We start from the raw sequence: 26,107 nt of genomic DNA on the forward strand, positions 1-26,107 counted from the left end.
ATCCTCGCGAGCACCAGGTTCCGCTCAAGTAGCGTCCTGCTCAGCCTGATATACAATTTCGCCCCGCCGCCACCGCCACCACCACCGCCACCGCCACCACCGCCACCACCGCCACCCCCACCGCCACCGCCACCGCCACCACTGTTGCTGCTTCCTGCGCCTTTACCACTTGCGTTAGAACCGCCGCCACTGGCGCCTGCGCCGCTTGAGCCTGCGGCAGCACCGGAGTTGCTTGCGCCACTGCTGCCTCCGCTGGCATTTGCACCACCGCTCGCGGCACCCGTGCCGCCGCGTATCCGCGGAACGCAGTTGCCCGATTCAATGCCGCGGCATTCGGGGATCTGGAAGACCGATGCGGCATCGTCGGCGGCAGTCGTTTCTCCGATTGCTGCGCCCGTCGCGACGCCGTCGTCCGGAGCCGTCGAGGTGAGCGGGGCAGCCTGTGCGACTGCCGGCGCCACATGGCCGGCTTCAGTCGAAGTCGCTCCGCTGCTGGCCGGTAATGCCGCGTCTGCGACGATCACCCACTTGGGGATCACCTCATTCGTGGATGCGGCGTGCGCGCCCTGCGCTGCGAGCAGGCACACGCTGGCCGTTAGAATCGCGACACCCCGTGCTGTACCGTAGTAGTACTGAATTAATGTTATTGCTTTCATCACTGCTCTCCCGAGGAAACGACGGCTCCTCGCTTGCCGACGTCTCTGGTCACTCTCGCACGCGGCGGGTCCGTCGAGCTGCGGCCCTCATCGCTCCCCGAGGTCGCTCTGCACGTCGCGTGCCGCTGCGTAACACACACGATGCGCGCAAAACGCTGTCACCGTTCTGCCGATCATCAGTGGCCCCGGCCCGTGTGATTGAATCCCCCTCCCTCGCGCGGTGTGGCAGACGGCGGTCGGCCGCCCGTCTGTCGCGCGCGATACCGACGGTGCGCGCCGTCTGCCGCTGCGTTGCTCCTTGCGGATAGGCGTTAGCGTGTCAGGGCGCGTACGCGGCTGGATCGTTCATCGCGGGCCGGATACCGCTTCCTCTATAGCGATAACCATGCCATTGGCCGCAAAGCCTTGTCCGATGTGGTGTCGACGTGGTGTGTGGCCTGCCAGCCCTGACGAATTGACGGAAAACGTTTCGAACGTGAAACGCGCGGCGTGGCGTGCTATTGGTCGTGCGCCGCGTTTTGCAATTGGCGCAGATCATGGATCGGGATGTGACAACGGATGCGGTGTGTGCCGCCGGCTGCGCCGTTCGGGTCCGCGGCGCGGGCATCTGCGAACGGCGGCTCCTGTTCTTCGCAGATGGCGCCGAGCTTGCGCGGGCAGCGCGTATGGAATACGCAGCCCGAAGGCGGGGACGCCGGGCTTGGCAGATCGCCGGAGAGGCGGACACGTGGCTCGCCGTTGGAGGCGCCCAGCGTCGGCGCGGAGGAGAGCAGCGCCTCCGTGTAGGGATGGCGCGGGCCGGCGAACACGGTAGCCGCAGGACCGATCTCCAGCAAACGCCCGGCATACAGCACGGCGATGCGGTCGGACATATAGCGCACCACGTGCAGGTCGTGAGAAATGAACACATAGCTCACGCCGTGCTCGCGTTGCAGGTCGACGAGCAGATTCAGGATCGAGGCCTGCACCGAGACATCGAGCGCGGAAGTCGGTTCGTCGCACACCACCACGCGCGGCTCGCCGGCGAAGGCGCGGGCAATCGCGACGCGCTGTTTGAGGCCGCCCGACAGTTGGCGCGTACGCGCGCCCAGATAACGGCTGGGCAGGCGCACCGCCGCGGCGAGCGCGGCGAGCCGCTCGTCCTGCGCCGCACCGCGCAACGCGGCGAGGCGCGACAGCGCGCGGCCGATCAGCCGCCTCACCGAATGCGCCCGGTTGAGCGCCGAATCCGGATTCTGGAACACGATCTGCAGCGACTTCACCTGCTTGTCGTTACGGCGCGTGACGCGCGCTGCGAGCGGCGTGCCGTCGAGTTCGAGGATGCCGCCCGCATCGGGCGCCAGCAGGCCGAGCATCAGCTTGGCGAGCGTCGTCTTGCCGCTGCCCGATTCGCCGACGAGGCCAAGCGTCTCGCCGGTGGCGAGATCGAGCGAGACGTCGTCGACCGCGCGCAGCGCAGCGCCCGATACGTTGAATGTCTTCGACACGCGCTCGGCGCGCAGCACTCGCGCAGGCGGATTCGCATCGCGCGAAGCACGCTCTTCTGCGCGCGGCGCGACTGCATCCGCCACAGCGCGCGGCAGTTGCATGGCGCGTTCGTGATAGTGACAGCGCGACATCTGATCGCCGTGTGCGGCAGCGACACGATAGGGCGGTGGCGCATCGCGGCGGCAGCGATCGTCGGCGAGACGGCAGCGTTCGGCGTAAATGCAGCCTTGCGTCACGGAGCCGGGCGCGGGCAGTTGACCTGCAATCGTATCGAGCCGGTCGCGGTCCTTGCTGCGCCCGGACGTGGGCAAACAGCGCAGCAGCCCCACCGTGTACGGATGACGCGGCCGTTCGAATACATCCTGCGTCGCGCCTTCTTCGACCAGCTTGCCCGCATAGAGCACGCCGACGCGCTCGCACATCCGGCCGATTACCGCCAGGTTGTGGCTGATGAAGAGCACCGCGGTGCCGAGTTCCTTGCGCAGTTGCGCGACGAGATCCAGCACTTCCGCTTCGACGGTGGCGTCGAGCCCGGTGGTGGGTTCGTCGAGGATCAACAGGGCCGGGTTCGATGCCAGCGCCATCGCAATCACGACGCGCTGCTGCATGCCGCCGGAGAGCTGATGCGGATAGCTCTCCATGACCCGCTCGGGCGCGGCGATGCGGACCCGCTTGAGCATCTCGAGCGTGCGCGTCAACGCGTCGCTGCGCGAGGCGCCGGCCGCTTCGAAGGCTTCGGCGACCTGGCGCGCAATCGTCATGGACGGGTTCAGCGCACGGCCCGGGTCCTGGTAGACCATCGAAATTGCATTGGCGCGCATCGTGCGCAAGGCGTCGGCGTCGAGCGCCTGCACGTCCTGTCCGGCAATCAGGATCTTGCCCGCCTTCACTTTGCCGTTGCGCGGCAGATAGCGCAGCGTCGCCATCGCGACCGTCGACTTGCCGCAACCGGATTCGCCTACGAGGCCATACGCTTCGCCGCGCCGTACACGCAACGACACGTCCTGCAGGACCTCGCGGTCGCGACCGCGGATCCGGTAAGTGACGGTGAGGCCGACGATGGTGAGCGCGTCGGTACGCTCGCTCTTCGAGACGTCGAACGCGGGAAACGAAGCGGGAGGCGCGCCGTTCATCGGTCGAGCACACCCTGGATGCTATCGGCGATCAGATTGACGCCGACCACCAGCGTGGCAATGGCCGCCGCGTCGAACACCACGGTCCACCATGCCCCGCCTGCCATCAGCGTGTACGACTCGGAGAGCGCGAGGCCCCAGTCCGCGGAAGGCGGTTGAATACCGAAGCCGAGAAACGACAGCGTCGCCACCGCGAAGATCGCATAGCCGAGGCGTACCGTGGCTTCGACAATGATCGGCGGCAGCACGTTCGGCAGGATCTCCGCGAACATGATGTACGGCGCGCGTTCGCCGCGCAGTTGCGCCGCGGCGACATAGTCGAGATGACGTTCGGCGAACACGGCGGCGCGTACGGTGCGCGCGGTGATCGGCGTGAAGGTGATGCCGATCACGAGAATCACCGTGAAGTTCGATGCGCCCACCGCGGCCAGCGCGAGGAGCGCGACAATGACGAGCGGCAGCGCGAGCACCGCGTCGATCGCGCGGCCGATCACGTCGTCGACCCAGCCGTCGAAGTAGCCGACCACCAGACCGAGCGCAGTGCCCGCCACCGTGCCGAGCAGCGTGGCGAGCGGCGCAATCGTGAGGATGTCGCGGGCGCCGACGATCACGCGCGACAGTACATCGCGGCCGAGCTGATCCGTGCCGAACCAGTGCGCGTGATCGGGCGGCATCAGCGAGTTCAGCGGGTCCGATGCATATGGATCTTGCGGCGCGATCCATTGTCCTGCAAGCGCACACACGATCCACCACAGCACGATCAGCACACCGATCACGAACGTGGGCGAGCGCAACAACACGCGCCACTCCTCGAAGCGCGGCTCGCGTGCAACAGGCGTGACCGGGGCTGTCGTATTCATTCGCCGCTCCCGACCCGCAGACGCGGATTGAGCAGCACGTGTAGCGCATCCGCGACGAGATTGGCCACCGTATACACGACGCCGATGGTCAGCACACCCGCCTCGAGCATCGGAAAGTCTTTCGCTTTGGCGGCGTTGTAGATCAGCGAGCCGATGCCCTGATAGTGAAACAGGGTCTCCACGACGACGAGGCCGCCGATCATGTAACCCAGCTGCGTCGCCGCCACGGTGATGGTGGGCAACAGCGCATTGCGCAACACGTGCCGCCAGATCACGACGTGGGGCGGCAAGCCTTTGAGGATAGCCGTGCGCGTGTAATCGGCGTCGAGCGCTTCGACGGTGCCCGCCCGCGCCATGCGCGCGATGTAGCCGAAAAACACCAGTACGAGCGGCAACACCGGCAAAACCAGATGCCTCAGTTGTTCGAGCACCCCGGCGCCCGGCGGATACGATGCCTCGATGGGCAGCCAGCGCAGCCACACGCCGAACACGAGGATCAGCGTAATGGAGGACACGAACTCCGGCACGACTGTCGCCGACAGGCCCACGATGCTGATGGTGCGATCGAGCCAGCGGCCGGCATGCATCGCGGCCCACACGCCGCCCGCAATGCCGAGCGGCACCACGACCACGAACGCGAGCAGGCCGAGCTTCGCCGAATGCGCGAGCGCGTCTGCGATGAACGGCTTGACCGGCTCGCGAAACGCATACGACAGCCCCATATCGCCGCGCACGAAATGCGTGATCCATTCGACGTACTGCGTGAAGAGCGGCCGGTCCGTACCGAGTTGATGATTGAGTGCGGCGACCGCGCGCGCGTCGGAGAGGGGGCCGAGAATGGCGCGGCCCACGTCGCCTGGCAACAACTGGCCGCCGGCAAACACGATCAGCGACAGCAGCCACAAGGTGATCAGCGACAGTCCGACACGGGTGGCGAGAAAACGCACGACGCGTCCCGCGTTGCCGTTTGCGACGCGAGGCGAGGTGGGCGTGAGCGTAGTCGACATGGCTGGGCCGTTGGCGAGTGCGGTGACGAAGCGGTCGCTTAAGCGGCCAGCCTCACGCGGCGATCGTCGTGCGATCGAAATACAGCTGCGCGAGCGCGGTAAAACGCATGCCGTTGACGCCGGAGCGCATGGCGATCAACTGGTCGTAGAAGAACGGGATGATCACCGGCGTCTCGTCGAGCAACAACGTCTGGATCTGTCCGGAGATTTTTCGCTGCGACGTGATGTCGATGGCGGCGACGAACTGCGCCACCAGTTGGTCATACTGAGGATTCTTGAAGTGTGCGGCATTCCACGTGCCGTCGCTTGTCAATGGCGCGTTCAGGAACACGTTCGGCACGCCGCGATGGCCGTAATCGGTAATGCCGAGCGGCGCATCGAGCCAGTCCGATTTGCCCGGCGTGCCCGCGCCGTAGTAGAGCGACTGGCTTTCCACTTTCAGATTGATGCGCACGCCGATCGCCTTCGCCGCGTTCTGCACTACCACGGCAAGATCGGGAATCTCCATGTACTTTTCGGTGGTGAGCGTCACGTCGAAACCGTTCGCGACACCTGCTTGCGCGAGCAACTGTCTGGCCTTCGCAATATCGATCTTGCGTTGCGGCACGCCCGCATCCGAAGACGGAAACACCGGCGCGAACGGGCTGTCGTTGCCGAGCTGCGCCTTGCCGCGAAACAGCCCGCGTACGATCACGTCGCGGTCCAGCGACAACGCCATGGCCTGACGCACCCGCTTGTCCTTGAATTGCGGGCTGTCGTTGCGCATGTGAATCTGCCGATGCGCGCTCGACTTCACGCCCATCAGCTTGAACTCCGGATTGTTCATGATGCCGAGGCCGCCTTGCACGGTGAAAGTCCCCATCACGTCAGCCTGGCGTCCTTGCAAAGCGAGAATCTGGGCCTGCTCGTCCGCGTAAAACGAAAACTGCACCCGCTGCGGTAACGCTTTTTCGCCCCAATAGTCGGGATTGCGCACGAATGAGGCGCCCACTTTTGGCGTGTACTTTTCAAGCTTGAACGGCCCGGTGCCGATGAAGCTCTTTTCATAACCGCCCGCGTAGTTCGCAGGCAGGATCACGCCGTTGTAATTGTCCGAGGAAACGTAGTACGGGAAGTTGCCGTTGGGCGCGTCGAGATGGAAGGCGACGGTGTGATCGTCGACGAGCTTCGTGCCGCCTTTCGACAAAACACCTTTGAGTACCGACAGCGCGGCCGAACCGCTGGCCGGATCCGCCAGCCGGTCGAACGTGGCGACCACATCACGGGCGGTAAACAGCTGTCCATCGTGGAATTTCACGTTCGGGCGCAGCCTGAAGGTCCAGACGTCGCCCTTGTCGTTCGGCGCCCACGACAGGGCGAGCGCGGGTTTGAGCAGCAGATGCTCGCCGTCGTCGTCGATCAGGAATTCGCCGGTCTGATTGAGCAGGGCGAGGCTCGCGGCATCTGTGACGGTGAGCGGGTCGACCGCGCCCGCTGGCGTCAGGTGGGCCACGCGGATGGTTGCGCTGGCGGCGCCCTGGGTGCCCTGGGCACGCGCTTGCGGCATAGCCAGAAGGCCGCCGCCGGCCAGAGACAGTCCCATCACGCTGGCATAGCGCAGCAGGTCGCGGCGCGTCAGGCGGCCGGCGAGGAATTCATCAATCGCGTGATTGCCGTAGCTATCGGCGCTGCGGCGCGCTGTTTCGAACGCGAGGAGTCGATCCACGGGAGTCTTCATCGATGGCTTTTCCAGTCCGTTCTGTTAGGTATCGCGCGGCTTGGGCGCGACTGGACAACGGTATTGAGATAGCGCGAAGCGGTTTCAGTGTAAGCGATTGGCTTTTGATTCGGAACGTCTGCGCCGGCTGCGGGTTGCCCATCAGCGGAATAAAAGGGCCAACCTGTATCGTGCTGACAACGTTCGGCGCACCGCCGCACGTAACGGCTCCCGCGCCGTTTGGCACGTGCCGGTGCGTCGGCAGCGAAAGCGCCGCCCGGGCGCCATGTTTACCGGTGAGCGCTGCACACCGCGCGCGCGTCAGTGGTCGTGCGGATGCTTGTGGATCGGATCGACCCAATACACGGTTTGGGGAGCTTCCACCGCGTCGATGTTCAGATTGACGACCACCGCCTCGTTGTCGCTGCGCACGAGCACGCATTCGAGCGGCTCGTCGGTACTGGCGTTGATCTCCTGATGCGGCACGTACGGCGGCACGAAGATGAAGTCGCCGGGACCGGCTTCTGCGGTGAACTCCAGATGCTCGCCCCAGCGCATGCGCGCCTGGCCGCGAACCACGTAGATCACGCTTTCGAGCGCGCCATGATGATGCGCGCCGGTCTTCGCGTTCGGATGAATCGTCACGGTGCCGGCCCAGATTTTCTGCGCGCCCACCCGCGCCGCGTTGATCGCGGCCGCCCGGTTCATGCCCGGCGTCTGCGCGGTATTGCTGTCGAGCTGATCGCCCTTGATGACCTTTACGCCGTGCTCGCGCCAGTCAACGGGCGCGGACGGCTGGGCGTCGTGATAGTGCGGGTGTTCATGCTGCTGGCTCATGATGCCTCTCCTCGTAGACGATATGCGCGGCGCCATCCGGCATTCTTGCACGTTCGAACTGCGGCGGGTTGCGCGCCGACCTTGCGGCACGCGGAGCGCGGCGCACGGCACAGTGCGTGCAGCGCAGGCGTAAAAAAGCCCGTCCACGCGGGACGGGCTTTGAGCCTCTGGCTGAGCCGCTCCAGCGCTTATTTCTGCTTGGCGTTGATGACGGCTTCGGCCACGTTGTTCGGCGTTTCAGCGTAATGCTTGAATTCCATCGTGTAGGTCGCGCGGCCTTGGGTGGCCGAGCGCAATGAGGTGGAGTAACCGAACATCTCCGCGAGCGGCACCTCGGCGCGCACCAGCTTGCCGCCGCCACCGGCGATGTCTTCCATCCCTTGCACGAGCCCGCGACGGCTCGACAGGTCGCCCATCACGTTGCCCATGAAGTCTTCGGGTGTTTCCACTTCGACGGCCATCATCGGTTCGAGCAGGACCGGCCTGGCCTTGCGCATGGCGTCCTTGAAGGCCATCGAACCGGCCATGCGGAACGCGTTTTCGTTCGAGTCCACGTCGTGGTACGAACCGAAGGTCAGCGTCACCTTCACGTCGACCACCGGGTAGCCGGCCAGCACACCGGCCTTCAGCGTTTCCTGAATGCCCTTGTCCACTGCCGGAATGTACTCGCGAGGAATCACGCCGCCCTTGATGGCGTCGACGAATTCGTAGCCCTTGCCCTGCGGCGCCGGCTCCAGCGTGATCACCGCGTGGCCGTACTGGCCACGGCCGCCCGATTGCTTGACGAACTTGCCTTCGACGTCCTCGATCTTGTTGCGCACCGTTTCGCGGTATGCGACCTGCGGCTTGCCGACCGTGGCTTCCACGCCGAACTCGCGCTTCATTCGGTCGACCAGAATTTCCAGGTGCAGCTCGCCCATCCCGGAGATGATGGTCTGGCCGGATTCTTCATCCGTTTGCACGCGGAACGACGGGTCTTCCTGCGCCAGACGATTGAGCGCGATGCCCATCTTTTCCTGGTCGACCTTGGTCTTCGGCTCGACTGCCTGCGAGATCACCGGCTCAGGGAAGATCATCCGTTCAAGGATGATCACGTGGTTCGGATCGCACAGCGTGTCGCCGGTGGTGGCTTCTTTCAGGCCGACTGCCGCGGCGATGTCGCCCGCGTAGACTTCCTTGATTTCCTTGCGCTCGTTCGCGTGCATCTGCAGGATCCGGCCAAGGCGTTCCTTCTTTTCCTTGACCGCGTTGTAGACGGTGTCGCCCGAATTCACGACGCCCGAATAGACGCGGAAGAAAATCAGCTGGCCGACGAACGGGTCGGTCATGATCTTGAAGGCGAGCGCCGAGAACGGATCGTCGTCGCGCGGATGGCGCTCGATTTCCTTGTCGTGCTCATCATGGCCGGTGATGGCCGGCACGTCGACGGGCGAGGGCAGATAGTCGATCACGGCGTCGAGCATTGCCTGCACGCCCTTGTTCTTGAACGCGCTGCCGCACAGCATCGGCACGATTTCGTTGGCGATGGTGCGCGTGCGCAGGCCGAGCTTGATTTCGTCCTCGCTCAGCGTCTCGCCGCCGAGGTATTTGTCGAGCAGTTCCTCGTTCGCTTCAGCGGCGGCTTCGACCATCTTGTCGTGCCATTCTTTCGCGGTAGCGGCGAGCTCGGGCGGGATGTCCCGGTACTCGAACTTGATCCCCTGGTTCTCTTCGTCCCAGAAGATGGCCTTCATCTTGACGAGATCGACCACACCCTGGAAATGCTCTTCCGCACCGACTGGAATCTGGATGGGCACGGCGACGCCCTTCAGGCGGTCGCCGATCTGACGTTGCACGCGGAAAAAGTCTGCGCCGACGCGGTCCATCTTGTTGACGAACGCAATGCGCGGGACCTTGTACTTGTTCGCCTGACGCCACACGGTTTCCGACTGCGGCTGCACGCCGCCGACCGAGTCGTACACCATGCAGGCGCCGTCGAGCACGCGCATCGAGCGTTCCACTTCGATCGTGAAGTCGACGTGGCCCGGGGTGTCGATGATGTTGATGCGGTGTTCCGGATAATTGCCGGCCATGCCTTTCCAGAAGGCAGTCGTGGCAGCCGATGTGATCGTGATGCCGCGCTCCTGCTCCTGCTCCATCCAGTCCATCGTCGCCGCACCGTCGTGAACTTCACCGATCTTGTGAGTCACGCCGGTGTAGAAGAGGATGCGTTCGGTGGTCGTGGTTTTGCCGGCATCGATGTGAGCGCTAATGCCGATATTCCGGTAGCGCTCAATGGGAGTCTTGCGGGGCACGTGAACCTCCTTGGTTAGGCGCGCCGGTGATATGCGCCGGGCGGCGAGGCCGCCGTCCGGTCGATCTCGGTGCTGCAGTGAGATTACTAGGATAGCGCGTCGTAAGGTCTTTTGCAGGAATCTTGCCAGGCGAACCAGCGCGGCCACCAGAACGGCCGAGGGTGCCCGCCCGTGACGGCGTCAGCGCCCCGACGGGCGGTGACAGACGCAAAAAAGCCGGCGACCTGGGAGGACACCGGCTTTCGGGTACGGCAAGTTGTGCGCACGGCACAGGTGGCACGTCTGCGCAGATCGCTGGCGCAGGCCGGCGTGTGACGCCTGCCGGCCATTAAAGTCAGAACCGGCTTGACGTGCGGGTTTAATGCGGGGCAGGCAGACCCTGCATCACCATGCCCGGTCGGATGCCCTTCGCCTCGAACCAGTTCTTGCTCATTTCGAGCGCGTACACGCCGTTGTTGCGCGGGCAGTGGTTGTTGGTGGTTTCGGCGTCCATCTCGTCGATGTCGGTAATCGTGCCGTCGGCACGCATGAAGGCGATCGACAGCGGAATCAAGGTGTTTTTCATCCAGAAGCAGTGCACCGCGTTCTCGTTGAACACGAACAGCATGCCTTCGTTGGGCGCGAGCTGCGAACGGTACATCAGGCCTTGTTCGCGGTCCGGGTCGTTGGCGGCGACGGCGGCGTCGATCACGAACATGCCGACGGTCAGCTTGGCACGCGGGAAGTCGCCAGGCTGCTTCGCACCCGGCGGCATCTGTTGCGCGTACGCGTTATGGACGGGCGCTAGCGTGAACGAGGCAGCGGCCAAAGGCAATGCAACGGCTAATGCAAAGCGCGCGATCAACGAGCGCAGGGAAATTCGCACGGCGTGACTCCTTGCTGGAAATTAACCCGCGCATGTTACGCGAGCGCGTCAAAAACAAAAAGGCAGATCGCCTTTCGGTGACCTGCCTTTCAACGCCGTAAGAACGGCAAGTGCTGCTAGTTCTTGACTGCGTTTTTACGACAAACTTACTCCGAAGCGCCCGAAGCTGCTGCTGCAGCAGCTGCCTTCTTGTGCGACTTCTTGTGTGCTGCCTTCTTCGTGGTCTTCTTTGCCGACGAAGCTGCTGCCGGAGCTGCCGAAGCTGCTTCCGGTGCCGAAGCTTGTGCGAATGCTGCCGTTGCGAAGAGGCCAGCGACCAGAGCGGCGATCAGTTTGTTCATTTTGTGAATCCTCAGCTTTAGTTAATTAACCAAATGACCCGGTTATATATGAGTCATGTCGGTAAACGTGCCATCCACCTTTCGGTTGACAGCCGCATCAAACAATTTTCTTGACGCGTCTGCTAGCGCTCAGACTCCCCGCACTGGCCGCGAAAACGGCTTGCACAAAGGCCCTTAAGGCTGAATGCCGGATAGCTTCGGGCGGCATCTGGGTCGAATAACGCGTGAGCTTGCAACGCGGTTGACGTAAATTTTCGCGATTCTTTATTTGACGCTTATTGACTTTTCATTCGATTCGCGCAAAGCGCCGTATTGAATTTTCATCACGCGGAAAATGCTTGCCGATACAACGGCTTAGCGTTTTTTGAGGCGTATGGGACGCTCATCAAATGCCGTCCCACGGTGCGCGTGCCGGCAACTCCCGCCATGCCCCGGGCTGTAGATCAAGCGAAAAAATGTCGAGCGCACCCATCCCCACGCGCACGAGCCGCAAGGTCGGGAAGCCGACCGCGGCCGTCATGCGCCGCACCTGACGGTTCTTGCCCTCGGTGATCGACAGTTCGATCCACGTGGTCGGAATTGCGGCGCGAAAGCGAATGGGTGGATTACGCGGCCAGAGACTGTCAGGTGCTTCGACGAATTGCGCGTGACATGGGCGTGTGACGTAGTCGCCCAGGTCGACGCCGCGCGCGAGCCGCGTCAGTACGGCTTGATCCGGCGCGCCCTCGACTTGCGCCCAATAGCGTTTGACGAGTTTGTGACGCGGTTCGGCGATGCGCGCCTGCAGCGCGCCGTCGTCGGTGAGGAGCAGCAGCCCTTCGCTATCGGAATCGAGACGTCCGGCCGGATAGACGCCTGGTACCTTGACCCAGTCGGCGAGCGAGGCGCGCGTTTCGTGCGGCGAAAACTGACAGATGGTGCCGAACGGCTTATTGAGGGCGAGGAGGGGCATGCGGGCAATCCGGCGGAGACCTGCCATTGAGGTTGTGCGCGCCACGCTTTACGGCGCGTGCTGAAAGCAAGGCTGGCAGCTCGTGTGGCAAATGGCGGGATGATAATGCATAATCGCCGGCATCCATTCTTATGTTTTATATAAGACATAAGAGTTGCCTTCGCGAATGTCCCGTATTGTCGAAAACCCGCCCCTGCGGCGGCCGCGCTTGCGCGTCGGCGTGGGCTAGAATAGCGGCTCGGCCGCTTGCAGGCGTACGGCATTGCGCGCAACGCGGAGCGCCCAGTTCCGCAGTTCCCATCTGCTTCAACTAGCACAGCCATCACTGGAGTCCGATCATGCCGTATCAGCACATCAAGGTTCCGACGGGCGGAGACAAGATTACTGTCAACGCTGACTACTCGCTCAATGTTTCCGACCAGCCCATCATCCCGTTCATCGAAGGCGACGGTACCGGTGTCGACATCACGCCGGTGATGATCAAGGTGGTGGATGCGGCTGTGGAAAAAGCCTACGCGGGCAAGCGGAAAATCCACTGGATGGAAGTCTATGCCGGCGAGAAGGCGACCAGGGTGTACGGTCCTGACGTATGGCTGCCGGAAGAGACGCTCGAAGTCGTGAAGGAATACGTGGTGTCCATCAAGGGCCCGCTGACCACGCCGGTGGGTGGCGGCATCCGCTCGCTGAATGTGGCGTTGCGTCAGGAACTCGACCTGTATGTTTGCCTGCGCCCGGTGCAGTATTTCAAGGGCGTGCCGTCGCCGGTGCGCGAACCTGAAAAGACCAATATGGTGATCTTCCGCGAGAACTCGGAAGACATTTACGCGGGTATCGAATGGGCAGCAGGATCCGAGCAGGCAAAGAAGGTCATCAAGTTCCTGCGCGAAGAAATGGGCGTGAAGAAAATCCGCTTCCCGGAAACGTCGGCGATCGGGGTGAAGCCGGTGTCTAAGGAAGGCACCGAACGTCTCGTGCGCAAGGCGCTGCAATATGCCATCGACAACGATCGCCGCTCGCTCACCCTGGTGCACAAGGGCAACATCATGAAGTTCACGGAAGGCGCTTTCCGTGATTACGGTTATGCGCTGGCGCAAAAAGAATTCGGCGCCGAACTGGTGGACGGCGGTCCGTGGATGAAGTTCAAGAACCCGAAGACGGGCACCGACATCATCGTCAAGGACGTGATTGCGGATGCGTTTTTGCAGCAGATCCTGCTGCGCCCGGCCGAATACGATGTGATCGCCACACTGAACCTGAACGGCGACTACATTTCGGACGCGCTGGCGGCGCAGGTGGGTGGGATCGGCATTGCGCCGGGCGCCAATCTGTCGGATTCGGTGGCGATGTTCGAGGCCACGCACGGCACCGCGCCGAAGTATGCCGGCAAGGACTACGTGAATCCGGGTTCGGAAATCCTCTCGGCGGAAATGATGTTGCGCCATATGGGCTGGTTCGAAGCGGCGGACATCATCATCAAGTCGATGGAGGCGTCGATCTTGCAAAAGCGTGTCACGTACGACTTCGCGCGCTTGATGGAGGGCGCGACGCAGGTGTCGTGTTCGGGGTTTGGGCAAGTGATGATTGAGAATATGTAGGCGACAGCCGGGCCCTTCAGCGGCCTGCAGTACCAGACCCCGGTGGACTGACTGTCGCCGGGGTTTTTTATTGGCCGCAATATTGGCGCAACCCGGCAACTGCGTCGAACTGTTGCGAGGGGCGTGTTCGCGCCGCATAGGTATTGCTCGTCACACGGAGTCGCGCTATCCATCGCCGCGCGGATGATGCGTCAAGAATTGTGAAGGTGCGTCTGATAAATTAGGCATCCGCTACATAACAAAGGTATCCTAATGAATTATTGCCTTTGACCGACTGCTCCGGTGTGATCGCCTTTGAGATAAGCATCCGCTCCGGTCCGTGGGTCGAACGTTCCGGGGAGAACAATGATTGAAGAAAACATCAACGCGAATGTTTTTGTGGCGACACCCAGCTACGGTTCGGTAGTTGCCACGGAGTACGTGCTCGGCCTGCTGGACCTGTATGCAATGTCGGCTCGTTATGGGTTCGGTCTGCGAACTAACTTCAACAGTCTGGACAGTCTGGTGCCCCGCGCACGCAATACGATGGTCGCAGATTTTCTCGCGGACGACCGCTTCACCCATCTGATGTGGATCGACGGCGACATCGGCTTCAAAGGCGAGGACGTGGTGCGGCTGCTGCGGGCGAACCGGCCGGTGGCGGCGGGCGTCTATCCGCTCAAGTCGGACGGTTGGCCGAGCGGCGGTTTGCAGGAAGCCTTGCCGGCCGGAACGACCAAGGCCGATTTCGAGGCACGCCACGCCACCTATCCGGCGGTGGCGCGCGCGGACAACCTCGTGCCCGACGCCGACGGCTTTCTCGACGCCCTGTATGCGCCAACAGGCTTCATGCTGATCAGGCGCGAGGTCTTTCTGGCCCTGATGGAACGGTACCCGGAACTGCGTTGCCGAACGCATCTGAAGGACCGGGATGAACACGACGCCGGTGCGCTTGCGTTGTTCCACTACGCGTTCTTCGACACCACGATCGACCCCGAAACGCGCACGTATCTGTCTGAGGACTACACGTTCTGCCGGCTGGTGCAGAGTATCGGCATCACGCCGGCAATTGATACGCGGTCGAACTTTTCTCACCAGGGAATCGCGATGTTCCATGGCGACCTGGCGCGCAGTCTGGAAATGCAGCGTGAGAATCGCTGAAGGCGCGCGGGTGGTGCTCTAGTCCGCGGCAAATGCGATGGGAATGGCAGCGGTGTGCGATATGATGCCTGGACCGGTTTTTCCGGTGCGATTCCCGACACCTATCCAATCATGTTTGTTTTGCGGCGACTTCTCATCGTGCTGGCGCTTGCGCTCCTCGCTATGCAAGGGGCGTCCGCCCACGTGCGCGCGGCGCAATTGCCCCCCACGCAAATGATGCTGACGATGGTCGCCCAGACGGACCACTCAAAAGCAACGCATGCCGCGGTCGCTGCCGCATCGCATTGCCCGGGCGTAGCCACTGGCCACCCTGCGGGCGGCAATCATGACGATTGCCCCGGCTGCCCGTCGGCTTGCGGCATTCATTGCGGCGCGTTGTTGGCCGCTTATCGTCTTGAACCCCGGGCCTTCCACGCTTCGCTTCCGTCTCCTCTCTCCGAGCCGTTGCGCGGCGGCGTCACGCACGCGCCTCCTGTACGGCCGCCCATCGGTTGATCGTTCACGCGCTGGTCCGCTGCATCCACTTGCGTGCCGGCGCTTGCCAACCCAACTGGTCCACGTGACGGTTTCCGCCACGCGGCCTTGAACGATCAGGCGTGGCGTGCCATCAGCGCCGCCGCGCCGTTCAACTGAGGAAACGATCCATGATTCGCAGGGAATTTCTCGCCCGTACGCTGGGCGTGGCCGTAGCGTCGGCATTCGGCCGCGCGGCGCTGGCGCAACAAAATGAGCGCGCAATGCACGACATGAGCGGCATGCGTGACATGAAAGGCATGCAAGGCATGCCGGAGATGCCGGAGATGCCGGAGATGCCGGAGATGTCGCACGGCAGCGCACCCGCCGCCCTCGCGCCCCTCGATGCGCTGCCGTCCGGCGCGCCGCTTGCGACGTTGCGCACGCTTGTCAACGAAAGCAGGGAGCCGGGCGTGTTTCGCGCGACGCTGGTCGCGCAACCGGTTCAACACGCACTGATGGCCGGTCATCCAACCACATTCTGGCAATACGGCCAGAACGGCGTAGACGCGCCACAAGCGCCGGTAGTCGGTCCGCTCATCGATGTACGCGAAGGCGACATGCTCGAAATTCGCCTCGTCAACCGGCTATCGCAACCGACCACCGTCCATTGGCACGGCTTGCCGGTGCCGCCCGATCAGGATGGCAATCCCACCCAGCCGGTGGCGCCGGGGGCGTCGCACGTCTATCGCTTCACGCTGCCGCCCGGCAGTGCCGGCACCTACTGGTATCACCCGCATCCGCACATGATGTCGGCCGAGCAGGTGTTTCGCGGCCTCGCGGGGCCGATCATCGTGCGCGCTGTCGACGACCCGCTGGCGGACTGGCCCGAGCGCCATCTGTTCTTCTCCGATCTGAAACTGGCGAGCGACGGTACGATCCCGCCGAACGACCTGATGGACTGGATAAACGGCCGGGAAGGGCAGTTCGTGCTGGTCAACGGCGCGCGCCGTCCGCTTATCGAGGTGTCGGTGGATGAGCGTTGGCGCGTGTGGAATGCGTGTAATGCCCGCTATTTGAGATTGTCGCTGGGTGACGGATACAGTTTTGCTCAAGTCGGCACGGACGGCGGTTTGCTGGAACACGCGCGGGCAGCCTTGACGGAGGTGCTGCTGGCGCCTGGCGAGCGCGCTGAGCTGATCGTTTCCGCGATTGCCGGGGCGCCGCGCGGATCCGGACGAACGGGATCCGCACGGGCCGTGCTCACCGCTCTGGTCTACGACCGGCGCAAGATGACCATGTCGGAGGGCGGTAGTCTGCCGCCGGGGGTCGCCCAGCCGCTCGCCGATGTGCGCTTCGCCGCGCCGGCCGCTGCCGCGCCGGCGGCCGGCACCACGGTTGCGCGTGCCGTTCCGGTGACCTTGCGGACGATCGAGCCGCTCGGCACGCCGGCCGCGCAGCAATCCGTGGTGTTTTCGGAGCGCATGGAGATGGCCGCGATGCACCGCCCAGGCGGATCCACGGGCCACGGCATGCCCGCCGGCATGTCGTTCATGATCAACGGCAACACGTTCGACCCGCAGCGCATCACGTTGACGAGCCGGCGTGACGTCGTCGAAACGTGGTCGATCGAAAACCGCACCGATATGGATCATCCGTTCCATCTGCACGGCACGCAATTTCAGGTGATCGAGCGAGTGCGCGGCGGCAGCGTCACGCCGGAGCCGTATCGAGCCTGGCGCGATACGGTGAACGTCCAGCCGGGGGAAGTGGTACGAATCGCCACGCTTCAGCGCCAGACGGGTGAGCGGATGTTCCATTGCCACATCCTCGAACACGAGGACCTCGGCATGATGGGCACGCTCAAAGTGGTCTAAAGCGGATCGAGCGCCCAAAATGAAGAAACCCGGCACGAAGCCGGGTTTCCAGGGCACGGGTATCGAACAGAATCAGGCTGCGGCCTGGATGTTCGATGCCTGCTTGCCTTTGGGGCCTTGCACGACCTCAAAGCTCACCTTCTGACCTTCCTTCAGGGTTTTGAACCCATTCATCTGGATGGCCGAAAAGTGTGCAAACAGATCCTCACCGCCTTCGTCGGGCGTAATGAATCCGAAACCTTTCGCGTCATTGAACCATTTGACCGTACCAGTTGCCATACCTACTTCCCCTGTAACTCATGTCACCACCACGAGCCCTCGAAAAGCTTAACGGCCGCGCACTGCAACCGCTCCCGCCTCATAAGCTCACCATCGGCAATTTTTCGAATATGTTACTGACTTGAAAAAAGTGCCAGCTTGATTGTTGAGGCTCTTTATTCGAGTGTCAAGAAAATTTTGAGACGCGTACTGTAGCGTTGCAAACATCCCATTTCCAGGGTTTTTCCCGCTTTTCTTATGTGCGGTGGCGCAAGCGTCCCGTCTTGAAAAGTCGCATAATCGACTCACATGGTGTCCTACGGGTAGAAGCTCGCTGCGCGATTGCCGCATTGTTGTCACAAAGTTGCAGCGAAGTGGCAGATTGCGCGGCAACACGCACTCAGCCTCGTGTGGCAGGTTGTGCGATACTCGATCCGACCGTGCTGCGAAAGCGGCCGCAACGATATATCTGGAGGGCCGGCTCCGCAAACGGCTCGGTACCGGGCGCAGGTGTGACAGGCAGCGCCGTCATGCGTGGCGACAAGGATCGCCGGCCAGCCGGCCGGGTTTTGACAGGATTGCGGGCCTGTCCGAGTTGTTTAGAATGGGTGTATGGCAATTATCCCGGACAAGCAGGACGGCACCGTACTGGAGCGGCAGGAGAAAAAGCTCAAGCCGCCATCCATGTACAAGGTGGTGCTTCTGAACGACGACTTCACGCCAATGGAATTTGTCGTGATGATCGTGCAGGAATATTTCAATAAAGACCGTGAAACCGCAACACAGGTTATGTTGAAGGTGCATCGCGAAGGAAGGGGAGTTTGTGGGGTCTATACGCGGGACATCGCGTCGACCAAAGTCGAGCAAGTCGTTACCCACGCACGGCAGGCCGGGCATCCGCTGCAGTGTGTGATGGAGGAAGCATGATTGCCCAGGAACTGGAAGTCAGCTTGCACATGGCGTTCATGGAAGCACGTCAGGCGCGGCACGAGTTCATTACGGTCGAACATCTTTTACTGGCCCTGTTGGACAATCCGACGGCAGCAGAGGTGTTGCGCGCATGCGCGGCCAACATCGAAGACCTGCGCCAGAACCTGCGCAACTTCATTCATGACAACACGCCGACCGTGCCAGGCACGGACGACGTCGACACGCAGCCCACGCTGGGATTCCAGCGCGTGATCCAGCGTGCCATCATGCATGTGCAGTCCACTTCGAACGGCAAGAAGGAAGTGACCGGCGCGAATGTGCTGGTTGCAATCTTCGGCGAGAAAGACTCGCACGCGGTTTACTACCTGCAACAGCAGGGCGTGACGCGTCTGGACGTGGTGAACTTCATCTCGCACGGTATCGCCAAGACCAGCAGCACCGACGCCGCCAAGGCGAGCGACGCCAATGCCGAGTCTGACGAAGCCGCTGCGCAGAAAGAAACGCCGCTCGCGCAGTTCACGCAGAACCTGAACCAGATGGCGAAGGACGGCCGCCTCGATCCGCTGATCGGGCGCGAATCCGAAGTCGAGCGCGTGGTTCAGGTGCTGTGCCGCCGTCGCAAGAACAATCCGCTACTGGTCGGTGAGGCCGGTGTCGGTAAAACGGCCATCGCTGAAGGGCTCGCCTGGCGCATTACGCGCGGTGAAGTGCCGGACATCCTGGCGGACGCGCAGGTGTATTCGCTGGATATGGGTGCGTTGCTGGCCGGTACCAAATACCGCGGCGATTTCGAACAGCGCCTGAAGACGGTCCTCAAGGAACTGAAGGAACGTCCGCACGCCATTCTGTTCATCGACGAAATTCATACGCTGATCGGCGCGGGCGCCGCATCGGGCGGTACGCTGGACGCGTCGAATCTGCTGAAGCCGGCGTTGTCGTCGGGCACGCTGAAGTGCATCGGCGCGACCACGTTCACGGAATATCGCGGCATCTTCGAAAAGGACGCGGCATTGTCACGCCGTTTCCAGAAGGTCGACGTGACGGAGCCGACTGTCGAGCAGACGGTCGCCATCCTGCGCGGCCTGAAGTCGCGTTTCGAAGAGCACCATGGCGTGAAGTACTCGTCGGGTGCGCTGTCGGCGGCGGCTGAACTGTCGGCACGCTTCATCACGGATCGTCATTTGCCGGACAAGGCGATTGACGTGATCGACGAAGCCGGCGCGGCGCAGCGCATCCTGCCGAAGTCGAAGCAGAAGAAGACCATCGGCAAGGGCGAGATCGAGGAAATCATCTCGAAGATCGCGCGTGTGCCGGCGCAGAGCGTATCGCAAGACGACCGCAGCAAGCTGCAGACATTGGATCGCGATCTGAAGAGCGTGGTGTTCGGGCAAGACCCGGCCATCGACGCGCTGTCGGCTGCGATCAAGATGGCGCGCGCGGGCCTCGGCAAGCTGGACAAGCCGATCGGTGCGTTCCTGTTCTCCGGCCCGACCGGTGTCGGCAAGACCGAAGTGGCGAAGCAACTGGCGTTCACGCTGGGCATCGAACTGATTCGCTTCGACATGTCGGAATACATGGAGCGTCACGCGGTCAGCCGGTTGATTGGCGCGCCGCCGGGCTATGTCGGTTTCGATCAGGGCGGTCTGCTGACGGAAGCCGTGACGAAGAAGCCGCATTGCGTGCTGCTGCTCGACGAAATCGAAAAAGCGCATCCGGACATCTACAACGTGCTGCTGCAGGTCATGGACCACGGCACGCTGACGGATAACAACGGGCGCAAGGCCGATTTCCGCAACGTCATCATCATCATGACGACCAACGCGGGCGCCGAGGCAATGGGCAAATCGGTTATCGGCTTCACGACTCGCCGCGAAACCGGCGACGAAATGGTCGATATCAAGCGCATGTTCACGCCGGAATTCCGTAACCGTCTGGACGCGACCATCAGCTTCCGCTCGCTGGATGAAGAGATCATCATGCGTGTGGTCGACAAGTTCCTGATGCAACTGGAAGATCAGCTGCATGAGAAGAAGGTCGACGCGCTCTTCACCGACGCGCTGCGTAAGCACCTCGCGAAGCACGGTTTCGATCCGCTGATGGGCGCACGTCCGATGCAGCGTCTGATCCAGGACACGATCCGTCGTGCACTGGCCGACGAATTGCTGTTCGGCAAGCTGATGAGCGGCGGCCGCGTGACGGTCGACGTGGATGCGGAAGACAAGGTGCAGCTCACATTCGACGAGCAGGCGGCACCGCGTAATCCGAACCCGGAAGCCGTGGAAGTCGAGTAAGCGCTGGGCATCATCGTCTAGCCGAAGCATCAAAACAAAACGGCGCGAACCTTAGGGTCCGCGCCGTTTTTTTTGCGTCTTGAATATTCCAGGTGGAATTCGTCCGCGTTAGAGGTAAGCCTCAGCCTAGTGCTTACCCGTGCTGCCGAAACCACCGGCGCCGCGCGCGCTTTCTTCGAAATCGTCGACGATGTTGAACTCGGCCTGCACGACCGGCACGATCACGAGTTGCGCGAGCCGTTCCATCGGATTCAGCGTGAAGGCGGTTTGTCCACGGTTCCACGTCGAGATCATCAGTTGGCCTTGATAATCCGAATCGATCAATCCCACCAGATTACCGAGCACGATGCCGTGCTTATGCCCGAGACCCGAACGCGGCAAGATCAGCGCCGCATAACCGGGGTCGCCCACGTGGATCGCGAGACCCGTCGGCACCAGGGCCGTTTCGCCAGGCTGCAGCATCAGCGGTTCGTCGAGGCATGCGCGCAGATCGAGACCCGCGCTGCCCGTGGTGGCGTAGGCCGGGAGTTGGTCGCGCATGCGCGCGTCGAGAATCTTCAGGTCAAGTTTCATGCAGTTCGAATGAGTGGGTAGGGTAGAAAGTCAGCGTTTCGTCAGTGTCCGAGCTGGAATGCATCGGCCAGCAGTTCGTACGAGCGCAGCCGTGCGCGATAACTGCCCGCCACGGTCAGCACTACCAGTTCGTCGGCCTCGAATTGTTCCTGCAACGCCAGCATGCGCTCCGTCACACGCTCAGGTGTGCCGACGATGCTGCGCGGCTTCTCACGATCGATCACCAGTCGCTCGCGGTCGCCGTACTCCTGCGCGATGCCCTGCTCGACGGTGGGGATCGGCTCATTGAGACCGTAGGCCATCTGCACGCGGCGCAGGTCGACGGCTTTTTCCAGATCTACCGCTTCCTGCTCCGTGTCCGCACAGATCACGAACACCGCGGCCGCAAGGTACGGCTTTGCTTCGTTGCCCGCCTTGAAGCGGTCGCGATACGCATGCGCGACCTGGTGGCCGAAATGCGCGTTGATGAAATGCGCGAACGCAAAGCGGATGCCGAGTTGCGCCGCCAGCAAGCCGCCAAATTCGCTCGAACCGAGCACCCACAGCTGCGGGCGCGTCTCGACTTGCGGCTGCAGCAGTACGCCGGATGCGATGTGATCCGGCGGCAGCTTGCCGCTCATCAGTCCGACCAGGTCGGCTACCTGCTGCGGAAAAATGTCGCCGCGGTTGTAGGTGCCCGCCGCGACGGCCTGCGCGGTGCGCATGTCGCCACCCGGGGCGCGCCCGACGCCCAGGTCGACGCGGTTCGGAAACAGCGCTTCGAGCATCATGAATTGCTCGGCGACCTTGAACGGGCTGTAGTACGGCAGCATGACCCCGCCTGAGCCGATGCGGATGCGCTTCGTCACGCTGCCAAGGCGCGCGAGCATCACTTCGGGACACGGGTTCGACACGCCACGCAACCCGTGATGCTCGGCGCACCAATAGCGTGTGTAGCCGAGGTCGTCGGCGAGTTGCGCGAGTTCAACGGTGGCGGCGATCGCGTCCGCCACCGAGTGCCCGTCGATCACGGGCGTTTGATCGAGCACGGAAAGTAGCGTCATGTCAGTACAGCTCCAGTTGACTCGGGTTCCGGAAAGAGGACCGTGTGGTTACCGGATCAGGCTCGTGTCGGGCAGGCGCTTCGCGATCTCGGCAATCAGCGCGCCGGCGAGCGCCTGCTTGTCGGCGCGCGGCAGTTTCGTCGCGCCGCTTGCTTCGAACAGGACGACTTCGTTGTCGTCGAGGCCGAAGGTCAGCGGACCGAGATTGCCGATCAGCAACGGCACGTTCTTGCGCACCCGCTTTTCTTCGCCGTGGACCTCGAGGTCGCCGCTCTCCGCCGCAAAGCCGACACAGAACGGCGGGTGCGGCAGCTTCGCCACCGACGCGAGAATGTCCGGATTTTCCACGAAGCTAAAGGTGGGCAATGCGCGCCCGGCGGTCTTTTTGATTTTCTGTTCGCTGACGTGGTCGACGCGCCAGTCGGCGACGGCGGCCACGCCAATGAAGATGTCGTAATCAGGCACGGCGCGCATCACGGCGTCGTGCATTTGCTGCGCCGTCTGCACGTCTTCGCGGAATACGCCCCACGGCGTGTCCAGCGCGACCGGGCCGGCGACCAGATGCACGTCCGCGCCCGCCTGCTGCGCTGCGCGTGCCAGCGCGAAGCCCATCTTGCCGCTCGAACGGTTGGTGATGCCGCGCACCGGATCGAGCGGTTCGAAGGTCGGACCGGCGGTCAGCAACACGCGGCGGCCGGCAAGGATCTTCGGCTGGAAGAACGAGGCAATCGCCTCATACGTGGCCGCGGCCTCGAGCATGCGGCCGTCGCCAATCTCGCCGCACGCCTGGGGGCCGGAGTCCGGGCCGAGCACCTCGACACCGTCCGCGCGCAGTTGCGTGACGTTGCGTTGCGTGGCCGGGTTTTGCCACATCTGACGATTCATGGCCGGCACCACGAGCAGCGGGCAGTCGCGCGCGACGCATAGCGTCGAGAGCAGGTCGTCGGCCATGCCGTGCGCGAGTCGGGCGAGGAAATCGGTGGAGGCCGGCGCAATCACGATGGCGTCGGCTTCACGCGACAGATCGATGTGCGCCATGTTGTTCGGCACGCGCGCGTCCCACTGGCTCGTGTAGACCGGCCGGCCGGACAACGCCTGCATGGTGACGGGAGTGATGAACTGGGTGGCCGCTTCGGTCATGACGACCTGCACGGTGGCGCCTGCCTTGGTCAGCAGGCGCGTGAGTTCGGCGATCTTGTAGCAGGCAATCCCGCCGGTCAGGCCGAGGACGAGATGTTTTCCTGCGAGTTCTGCGGTTGCCAACGAAAGCCTCCGACGATGCATGATGGCCGGTTAAACACTCCTCGGCGCACTGCCTGAGGCACAGTACGCCGAGGCGCCGCGGCCCCGAACCTTGCGGCTTTAGCGCGAGCCGCGCACGCGCCGCAACTCGTCGAGCACGAGCAGGATCGCGCCGATCGTGATCGCGCTGTCCGCTAGGTTGAACGCCGGCCAGTGCCACGTGCCCACGTGGAAATCGAGGAAGTCGATCACATGGCCATACGCCAGCCGGTCGATCACGTTACCGAGCGCGCCGCCCAGAATCAGCGCGAGCGCGGTGCAGAACAGCTTCTGCGCGCCGTGGCGCTTGAGCAGATAGCAGATCACCAGCGCCGCGACCACGCCGAGACCCGTGAAGGCCCAGCGCTGCCAGCCGCCCGCCATGGCGAGGAAGCTGAACGCGGCGCCGCGGTTGTACACGAGGATGAGGTTGAAGAACGGCGCGACCATATGCGGCACGCCGTACGCAAACACCTTCTGCACTGCGATCTTCGTCAACTGATCGAACAGGATGACGATCAATGCCACGCCCAACCACGGCGCCAGCGAACCGCTGCTGGCGGGTTTCGACAGGGTTCTTGCCATTATGCCGCGCTCCTCGTTTCGCCGCTTCCGAACAGGTTGCTGAAGCACCGGCCGCACAGCGTCGGATGTTCGGCGTTTTCACCGACGTCCGCACGGTAGTGCCAGCACCGTTCGCACTTCAGATACTTCGATGCGTTGACTTCGACGCCTTCGTCCGCTTCGCTGTCGACCTTCACGACCGTCGCCGCCGACGTGATCAGCACGAACTTCAGGTCCGCGCCGAGGCTGGCGAGTGCATCGTGACGCGCGCCGCTCGCGCGGATTTCGACTTCCGCCTGCAGCGACGAGCCGATCAGGTTTGCCACGCGCGCTTCTTCCAGCGCCTTGGTGACGTTGCCGCGTACTTCGCGCAGCAGCGTCCACTTGTCGAGCAGCGCGGCGGCGTCCGACACTTCCGGATACACGTGATACGTCTCGGTGAAGATGGTTTCGCGGTTCGGCTGGAACACCTTCCACGCTTCTTCCGCGGTGAACGACAGGAACGGCGCCATGATGCGCAGCAGGCCGTGAGCGATGTGATACAGCGCGGTCTGCGCGGCGCGGCGCGCCACGGAATCCGGCGCGGTGGTGTACAGGCGATCCTTCAGCACGTCGAGGTAGAAGCCGCCCAGATCTTCCGAGCAGAACGTCTGCAGCTTGGCGACCACCGGGTGGAACTCGTACCTGTCGTAGTGCGCGAGGATGTCCGTCTGCAGATTGGCCGACAGCGCCACTGCGTAGCGGTCCATTTCGAGCCAGTCTTCCACCGGGCGCGCGTTCTTTTCGAAGTCGAAGTCCGACAGGTTCGCCAGCAGAAAGCGCAGGGTGTTACGGATGCGGCGGTAGCCTTCCGTCACGCGCTTCAGGATTTCCTCGGAGATCGCCAGTTCGCCCGAGTAGTCGGTCGAGGCAATCCATAGACGGATGATTTCCGCGCCCAGCCGGTTGGCCACTTCGTGCGGATCGATACCGTTGCCGAGCGACTTGCTCATCTTGCGGCCTTCGCCGTCCACGGTGAAGCCGTGCGTCAAGAGCGCGTTGTACGGCGGCCGGCCGTCCAGCATCGACGCCGTCAACAGCGACGAGTGGAACCAGCCGCGGTGCTGGTCCGAGCCTTCCAGATAGAGATCCGCCGGAAACTGCAGTTCGTCCTTGTGCGAGCCACGCAGGACGTGCCAGTGCGTGGTGCCCGAATCGAACCACACGTCGAGCGTGTCGCGGTTCTTTTCGTACATATTGGCGTCGTCGCCGAGCAGTTCGCGCGGATCGAGCGACTGCCATGCTTCGATACCGGCTTTCTCGACGCGTTGCGCGACTGCTTCGAGCAACTCCAGCGTGCGCGGATGCAGCTCGCCGGTTTCCTTGTGCACGAAGAAGGCCATCGGCACGCCCCATTGACGCTGACGCGACAGTGTCCAGTCGGGGCGGTTGGCGATCATGCTGAACAGACGCTGCTTACCCCACGACGGATAAAACGCCGTGTTTTCGATCCCTTCGAGCGCGGTTTCGCGCAGCGTCCTGTCCGTGTCGTTCGGCTTCACGTCCATGCCGGCGAACCATTGCGAGGTGGCGCGGTAGATGATCGGCGACTTGTGGCGCCAGCAGTGCATGTAGCTGTGCGTGTACTTCTCGGTGCGCAGCAGCGTGCCGGCGTTTTGCAGCGCCTCGACGATCTTCGGATTCGCGGCCCAGATGGACAGACCGCCGAACAGCGCGAGCGATTCGATGTAACGGCCATCGCCCATCACCGGATTGATGATGTCCGAATCAGCCATGCCGTGCGCCTTGCACGACACGAAGTCTTCCACGCCATAAGCGGGCGACGAGTGGACGATACCCGTGCCGGTTTCGGTCGTCACGTAGTCGCCGAGATAGACCGGCGCCGTGCGCTTGTAGCCCGGATGCGCGGACGTCAGCGGGTGATGAAAGCGCAGATTGGCGAGCTTCGCGCCCGGCGCGGTGGCGACCACGTT

Annotated in this window: 20 protein-coding genes and 1 pseudogene; 5 read left to right on the top strand and 16 right to left on the bottom strand. The window is 63.0% G+C overall.

The window, feature by feature from the left end; all coding sequences use genetic code 11:
- From VGH41_RS08945 to VGH41_RS08990, 10 genes and pseudogenes are all read right to left on the bottom strand, one after another.
- A pseudogene (locus VGH41_RS08945) lies at window positions 1-656 on the bottom strand (hypothetical protein); the annotation flags it as partial.
- A 497-nt stretch (window positions 657-1,153) separates the two neighbouring features.
- The gene (locus tag VGH41_RS08950) at window positions 1,154-3,277 is read right to left on the bottom strand and encodes an ABC transporter ATP-binding protein (RefSeq protein WP_331597024.1); all 2,124 of its coding nucleotides are present in this window, start codon (window positions 3,275-3,277) and stop codon (window positions 1,154-1,156) included.
- Window positions 3,274-4,137: an ABC transporter permease gene (locus tag VGH41_RS08955; protein WP_331597025.1), complete on the bottom strand. Its 864-nt coding sequence runs from the start codon at window positions 4,135-4,137 to the stop codon at window positions 3,274-3,276. Before VGH41_RS08955 ends, VGH41_RS08950 begins: the two co-directional genes overlap by 4 nt.
- The gene (locus VGH41_RS08960) at window positions 4,134-5,144 is read right to left on the bottom strand and encodes an ABC transporter permease (RefSeq protein WP_331597026.1); all 1,011 of its coding nucleotides are present in this window, start codon (window positions 5,142-5,144) and stop codon (window positions 4,134-4,136) included. The genes VGH41_RS08955 and VGH41_RS08960 overlap by 4 nt, the downstream gene beginning before the upstream one ends.
- A gap of 52 nt (window positions 5,145-5,196) precedes the next feature.
- Complete coding sequence (locus tag VGH41_RS08965) at window positions 5,197-6,861, bottom strand: ABC transporter substrate-binding protein (protein WP_331597027.1); 1,665 nt, start codon at window positions 6,859-6,861, stop codon at window positions 5,197-5,199.
- A gap of 300 nt (window positions 6,862-7,161) precedes the next feature.
- Window positions 7,162-7,677, bottom strand: a complete 516-nt coding sequence (locus VGH41_RS08970) for a cupin domain-containing protein (RefSeq protein WP_331597029.1) — start codon at window positions 7,675-7,677, stop codon at window positions 7,162-7,164.
- A 188-nt stretch (window positions 7,678-7,865) separates the two neighbouring features.
- Complete coding sequence (gene fusA, locus VGH41_RS08975; protein WP_331597030.1) at window positions 7,866-9,971, bottom strand: elongation factor G; 2,106 nt, start codon at window positions 9,969-9,971, stop codon at window positions 7,866-7,868.
- A gap of 358 nt (window positions 9,972-10,329) precedes the next feature.
- Window positions 10,330-10,836, bottom strand: a complete 507-nt coding sequence (locus tag VGH41_RS08980) for a DUF192 domain-containing protein (protein WP_331597031.1) — start codon at window positions 10,834-10,836, stop codon at window positions 10,330-10,332.
- Between the two features lie 146 nt (window positions 10,837-10,982).
- On the bottom strand, window positions 10,983-11,177 hold the full coding sequence (locus VGH41_RS08985; RefSeq protein ID WP_331597032.1) for a hypothetical protein: 195 nt from the start codon (window positions 11,175-11,177) through the stop codon (window positions 10,983-10,985).
- 385 nt (window positions 11,178-11,562) lie between these two features.
- The gene (locus tag VGH41_RS08990; RefSeq protein ID WP_331597033.1) at window positions 11,563-12,129 is read right to left on the bottom strand and encodes a pseudouridine synthase; all 567 of its coding nucleotides are present in this window, start codon (window positions 12,127-12,129) and stop codon (window positions 11,563-11,565) included.
- A 338-nt stretch (window positions 12,130-12,467) separates the two neighbouring features.
- Here VGH41_RS08990 and icd point away from each other — a divergent pair, with 338 nt between their 5' ends.
- From icd to VGH41_RS09005, 3 genes are all read left to right on the top strand, one after another.
- On the top strand, window positions 12,468-13,724 hold the full coding sequence (icd, locus tag VGH41_RS08995; RefSeq protein ID WP_331597034.1) for an NADP-dependent isocitrate dehydrogenase: 1,257 nt from the start codon (window positions 12,468-12,470) through the stop codon (window positions 13,722-13,724).
- A 345-nt stretch (window positions 13,725-14,069) separates the two neighbouring features.
- On the top strand, window positions 14,070-14,864 hold the full coding sequence (locus tag VGH41_RS09000; RefSeq protein ID WP_331597035.1) for a hypothetical protein: 795 nt from the start codon (window positions 14,070-14,072) through the stop codon (window positions 14,862-14,864).
- A 644-nt stretch (window positions 14,865-15,508) separates the two neighbouring features.
- Window positions 15,509-17,194: a multicopper oxidase family protein gene (locus tag VGH41_RS09005; RefSeq protein ID WP_331597036.1), complete on the top strand. Its 1,686-nt coding sequence runs from the start codon at window positions 15,509-15,511 to the stop codon at window positions 17,192-17,194.
- A gap of 72 nt (window positions 17,195-17,266) precedes the next feature.
- On the opposite strand, the gene cspD is transcribed toward VGH41_RS09005, so the two are convergent.
- The gene (gene cspD / locus VGH41_RS09010) at window positions 17,267-17,473 is read right to left on the bottom strand and encodes a cold shock domain-containing protein CspD (RefSeq protein WP_017776809.1); all 207 of its coding nucleotides are present in this window, start codon (window positions 17,471-17,473) and stop codon (window positions 17,267-17,269) included.
- 591 nt (window positions 17,474-18,064) lie between these two features.
- Here cspD and clpS point away from each other — a divergent pair.
- Window positions 18,065-18,379 carry an ATP-dependent Clp protease adapter ClpS gene (gene clpS, locus VGH41_RS09015; RefSeq protein WP_006050100.1) on the top strand — a complete coding sequence of 105 codons (315 nt, stop codon included), beginning with the start codon at window positions 18,065-18,067 and terminating at the stop codon, window positions 18,377-18,379.
- On the top strand, window positions 18,376-20,673 hold the full coding sequence (gene clpA / locus VGH41_RS09020) for an ATP-dependent Clp protease ATP-binding subunit ClpA (RefSeq protein ID WP_331597039.1): 2,298 nt from the start codon (window positions 18,376-18,378) through the stop codon (window positions 20,671-20,673). The genes clpS and clpA overlap by 4 nt, the downstream gene beginning before the upstream one ends.
- A gap of 126 nt (window positions 20,674-20,799) precedes the next feature.
- Here clpA and dut read toward each other — a convergent pair whose 3' ends face one another.
- The 5 genes from dut to VGH41_RS09045 all read right to left on the bottom strand — a co-directional run.
- Window positions 20,800-21,246, bottom strand: coding sequence for a dUTP diphosphatase (dut, locus tag VGH41_RS09025; protein ID WP_331597040.1), 447 nt, complete (start codon window positions 21,244-21,246; stop codon window positions 20,800-20,802).
- 41 nt (window positions 21,247-21,287) lie between these two features.
- Window positions 21,288-22,289: an LLM class flavin-dependent oxidoreductase gene (locus VGH41_RS09030; protein ID WP_331597041.1), complete on the bottom strand. Its 1,002-nt coding sequence runs from the start codon at window positions 22,287-22,289 to the stop codon at window positions 21,288-21,290.
- 48 nt (window positions 22,290-22,337) lie between these two features.
- On the bottom strand, window positions 22,338-23,552 hold the full coding sequence (gene coaBC / locus VGH41_RS09035; RefSeq protein WP_331597042.1) for a bifunctional phosphopantothenoylcysteine decarboxylase/phosphopantothenate--cysteine ligase CoaBC: 1,215 nt from the start codon (window positions 23,550-23,552) through the stop codon (window positions 22,338-22,340).
- A 99-nt stretch (window positions 23,553-23,651) separates the two neighbouring features.
- Complete coding sequence (gene lspA / locus VGH41_RS09040; protein ID WP_331597044.1) at window positions 23,652-24,155, bottom strand: signal peptidase II; 504 nt, start codon at window positions 24,153-24,155, stop codon at window positions 23,652-23,654.
- Window positions 24,155-26,107, bottom strand: a 1,953-nt coding sequence (locus VGH41_RS09045) for an isoleucine--tRNA ligase (RefSeq protein WP_331597045.1), incomplete at its 5' end; no start/stop codon positions are given. The genes VGH41_RS09045 and lspA, both read right to left, overlap by 1 nt.

The organism is Paraburkholderia sp. (assembly GCF_036488795.1).
Classification (GTDB): Bacteria; Pseudomonadota; Gammaproteobacteria; order Burkholderiales; family Burkholderiaceae; genus Paraburkholderia.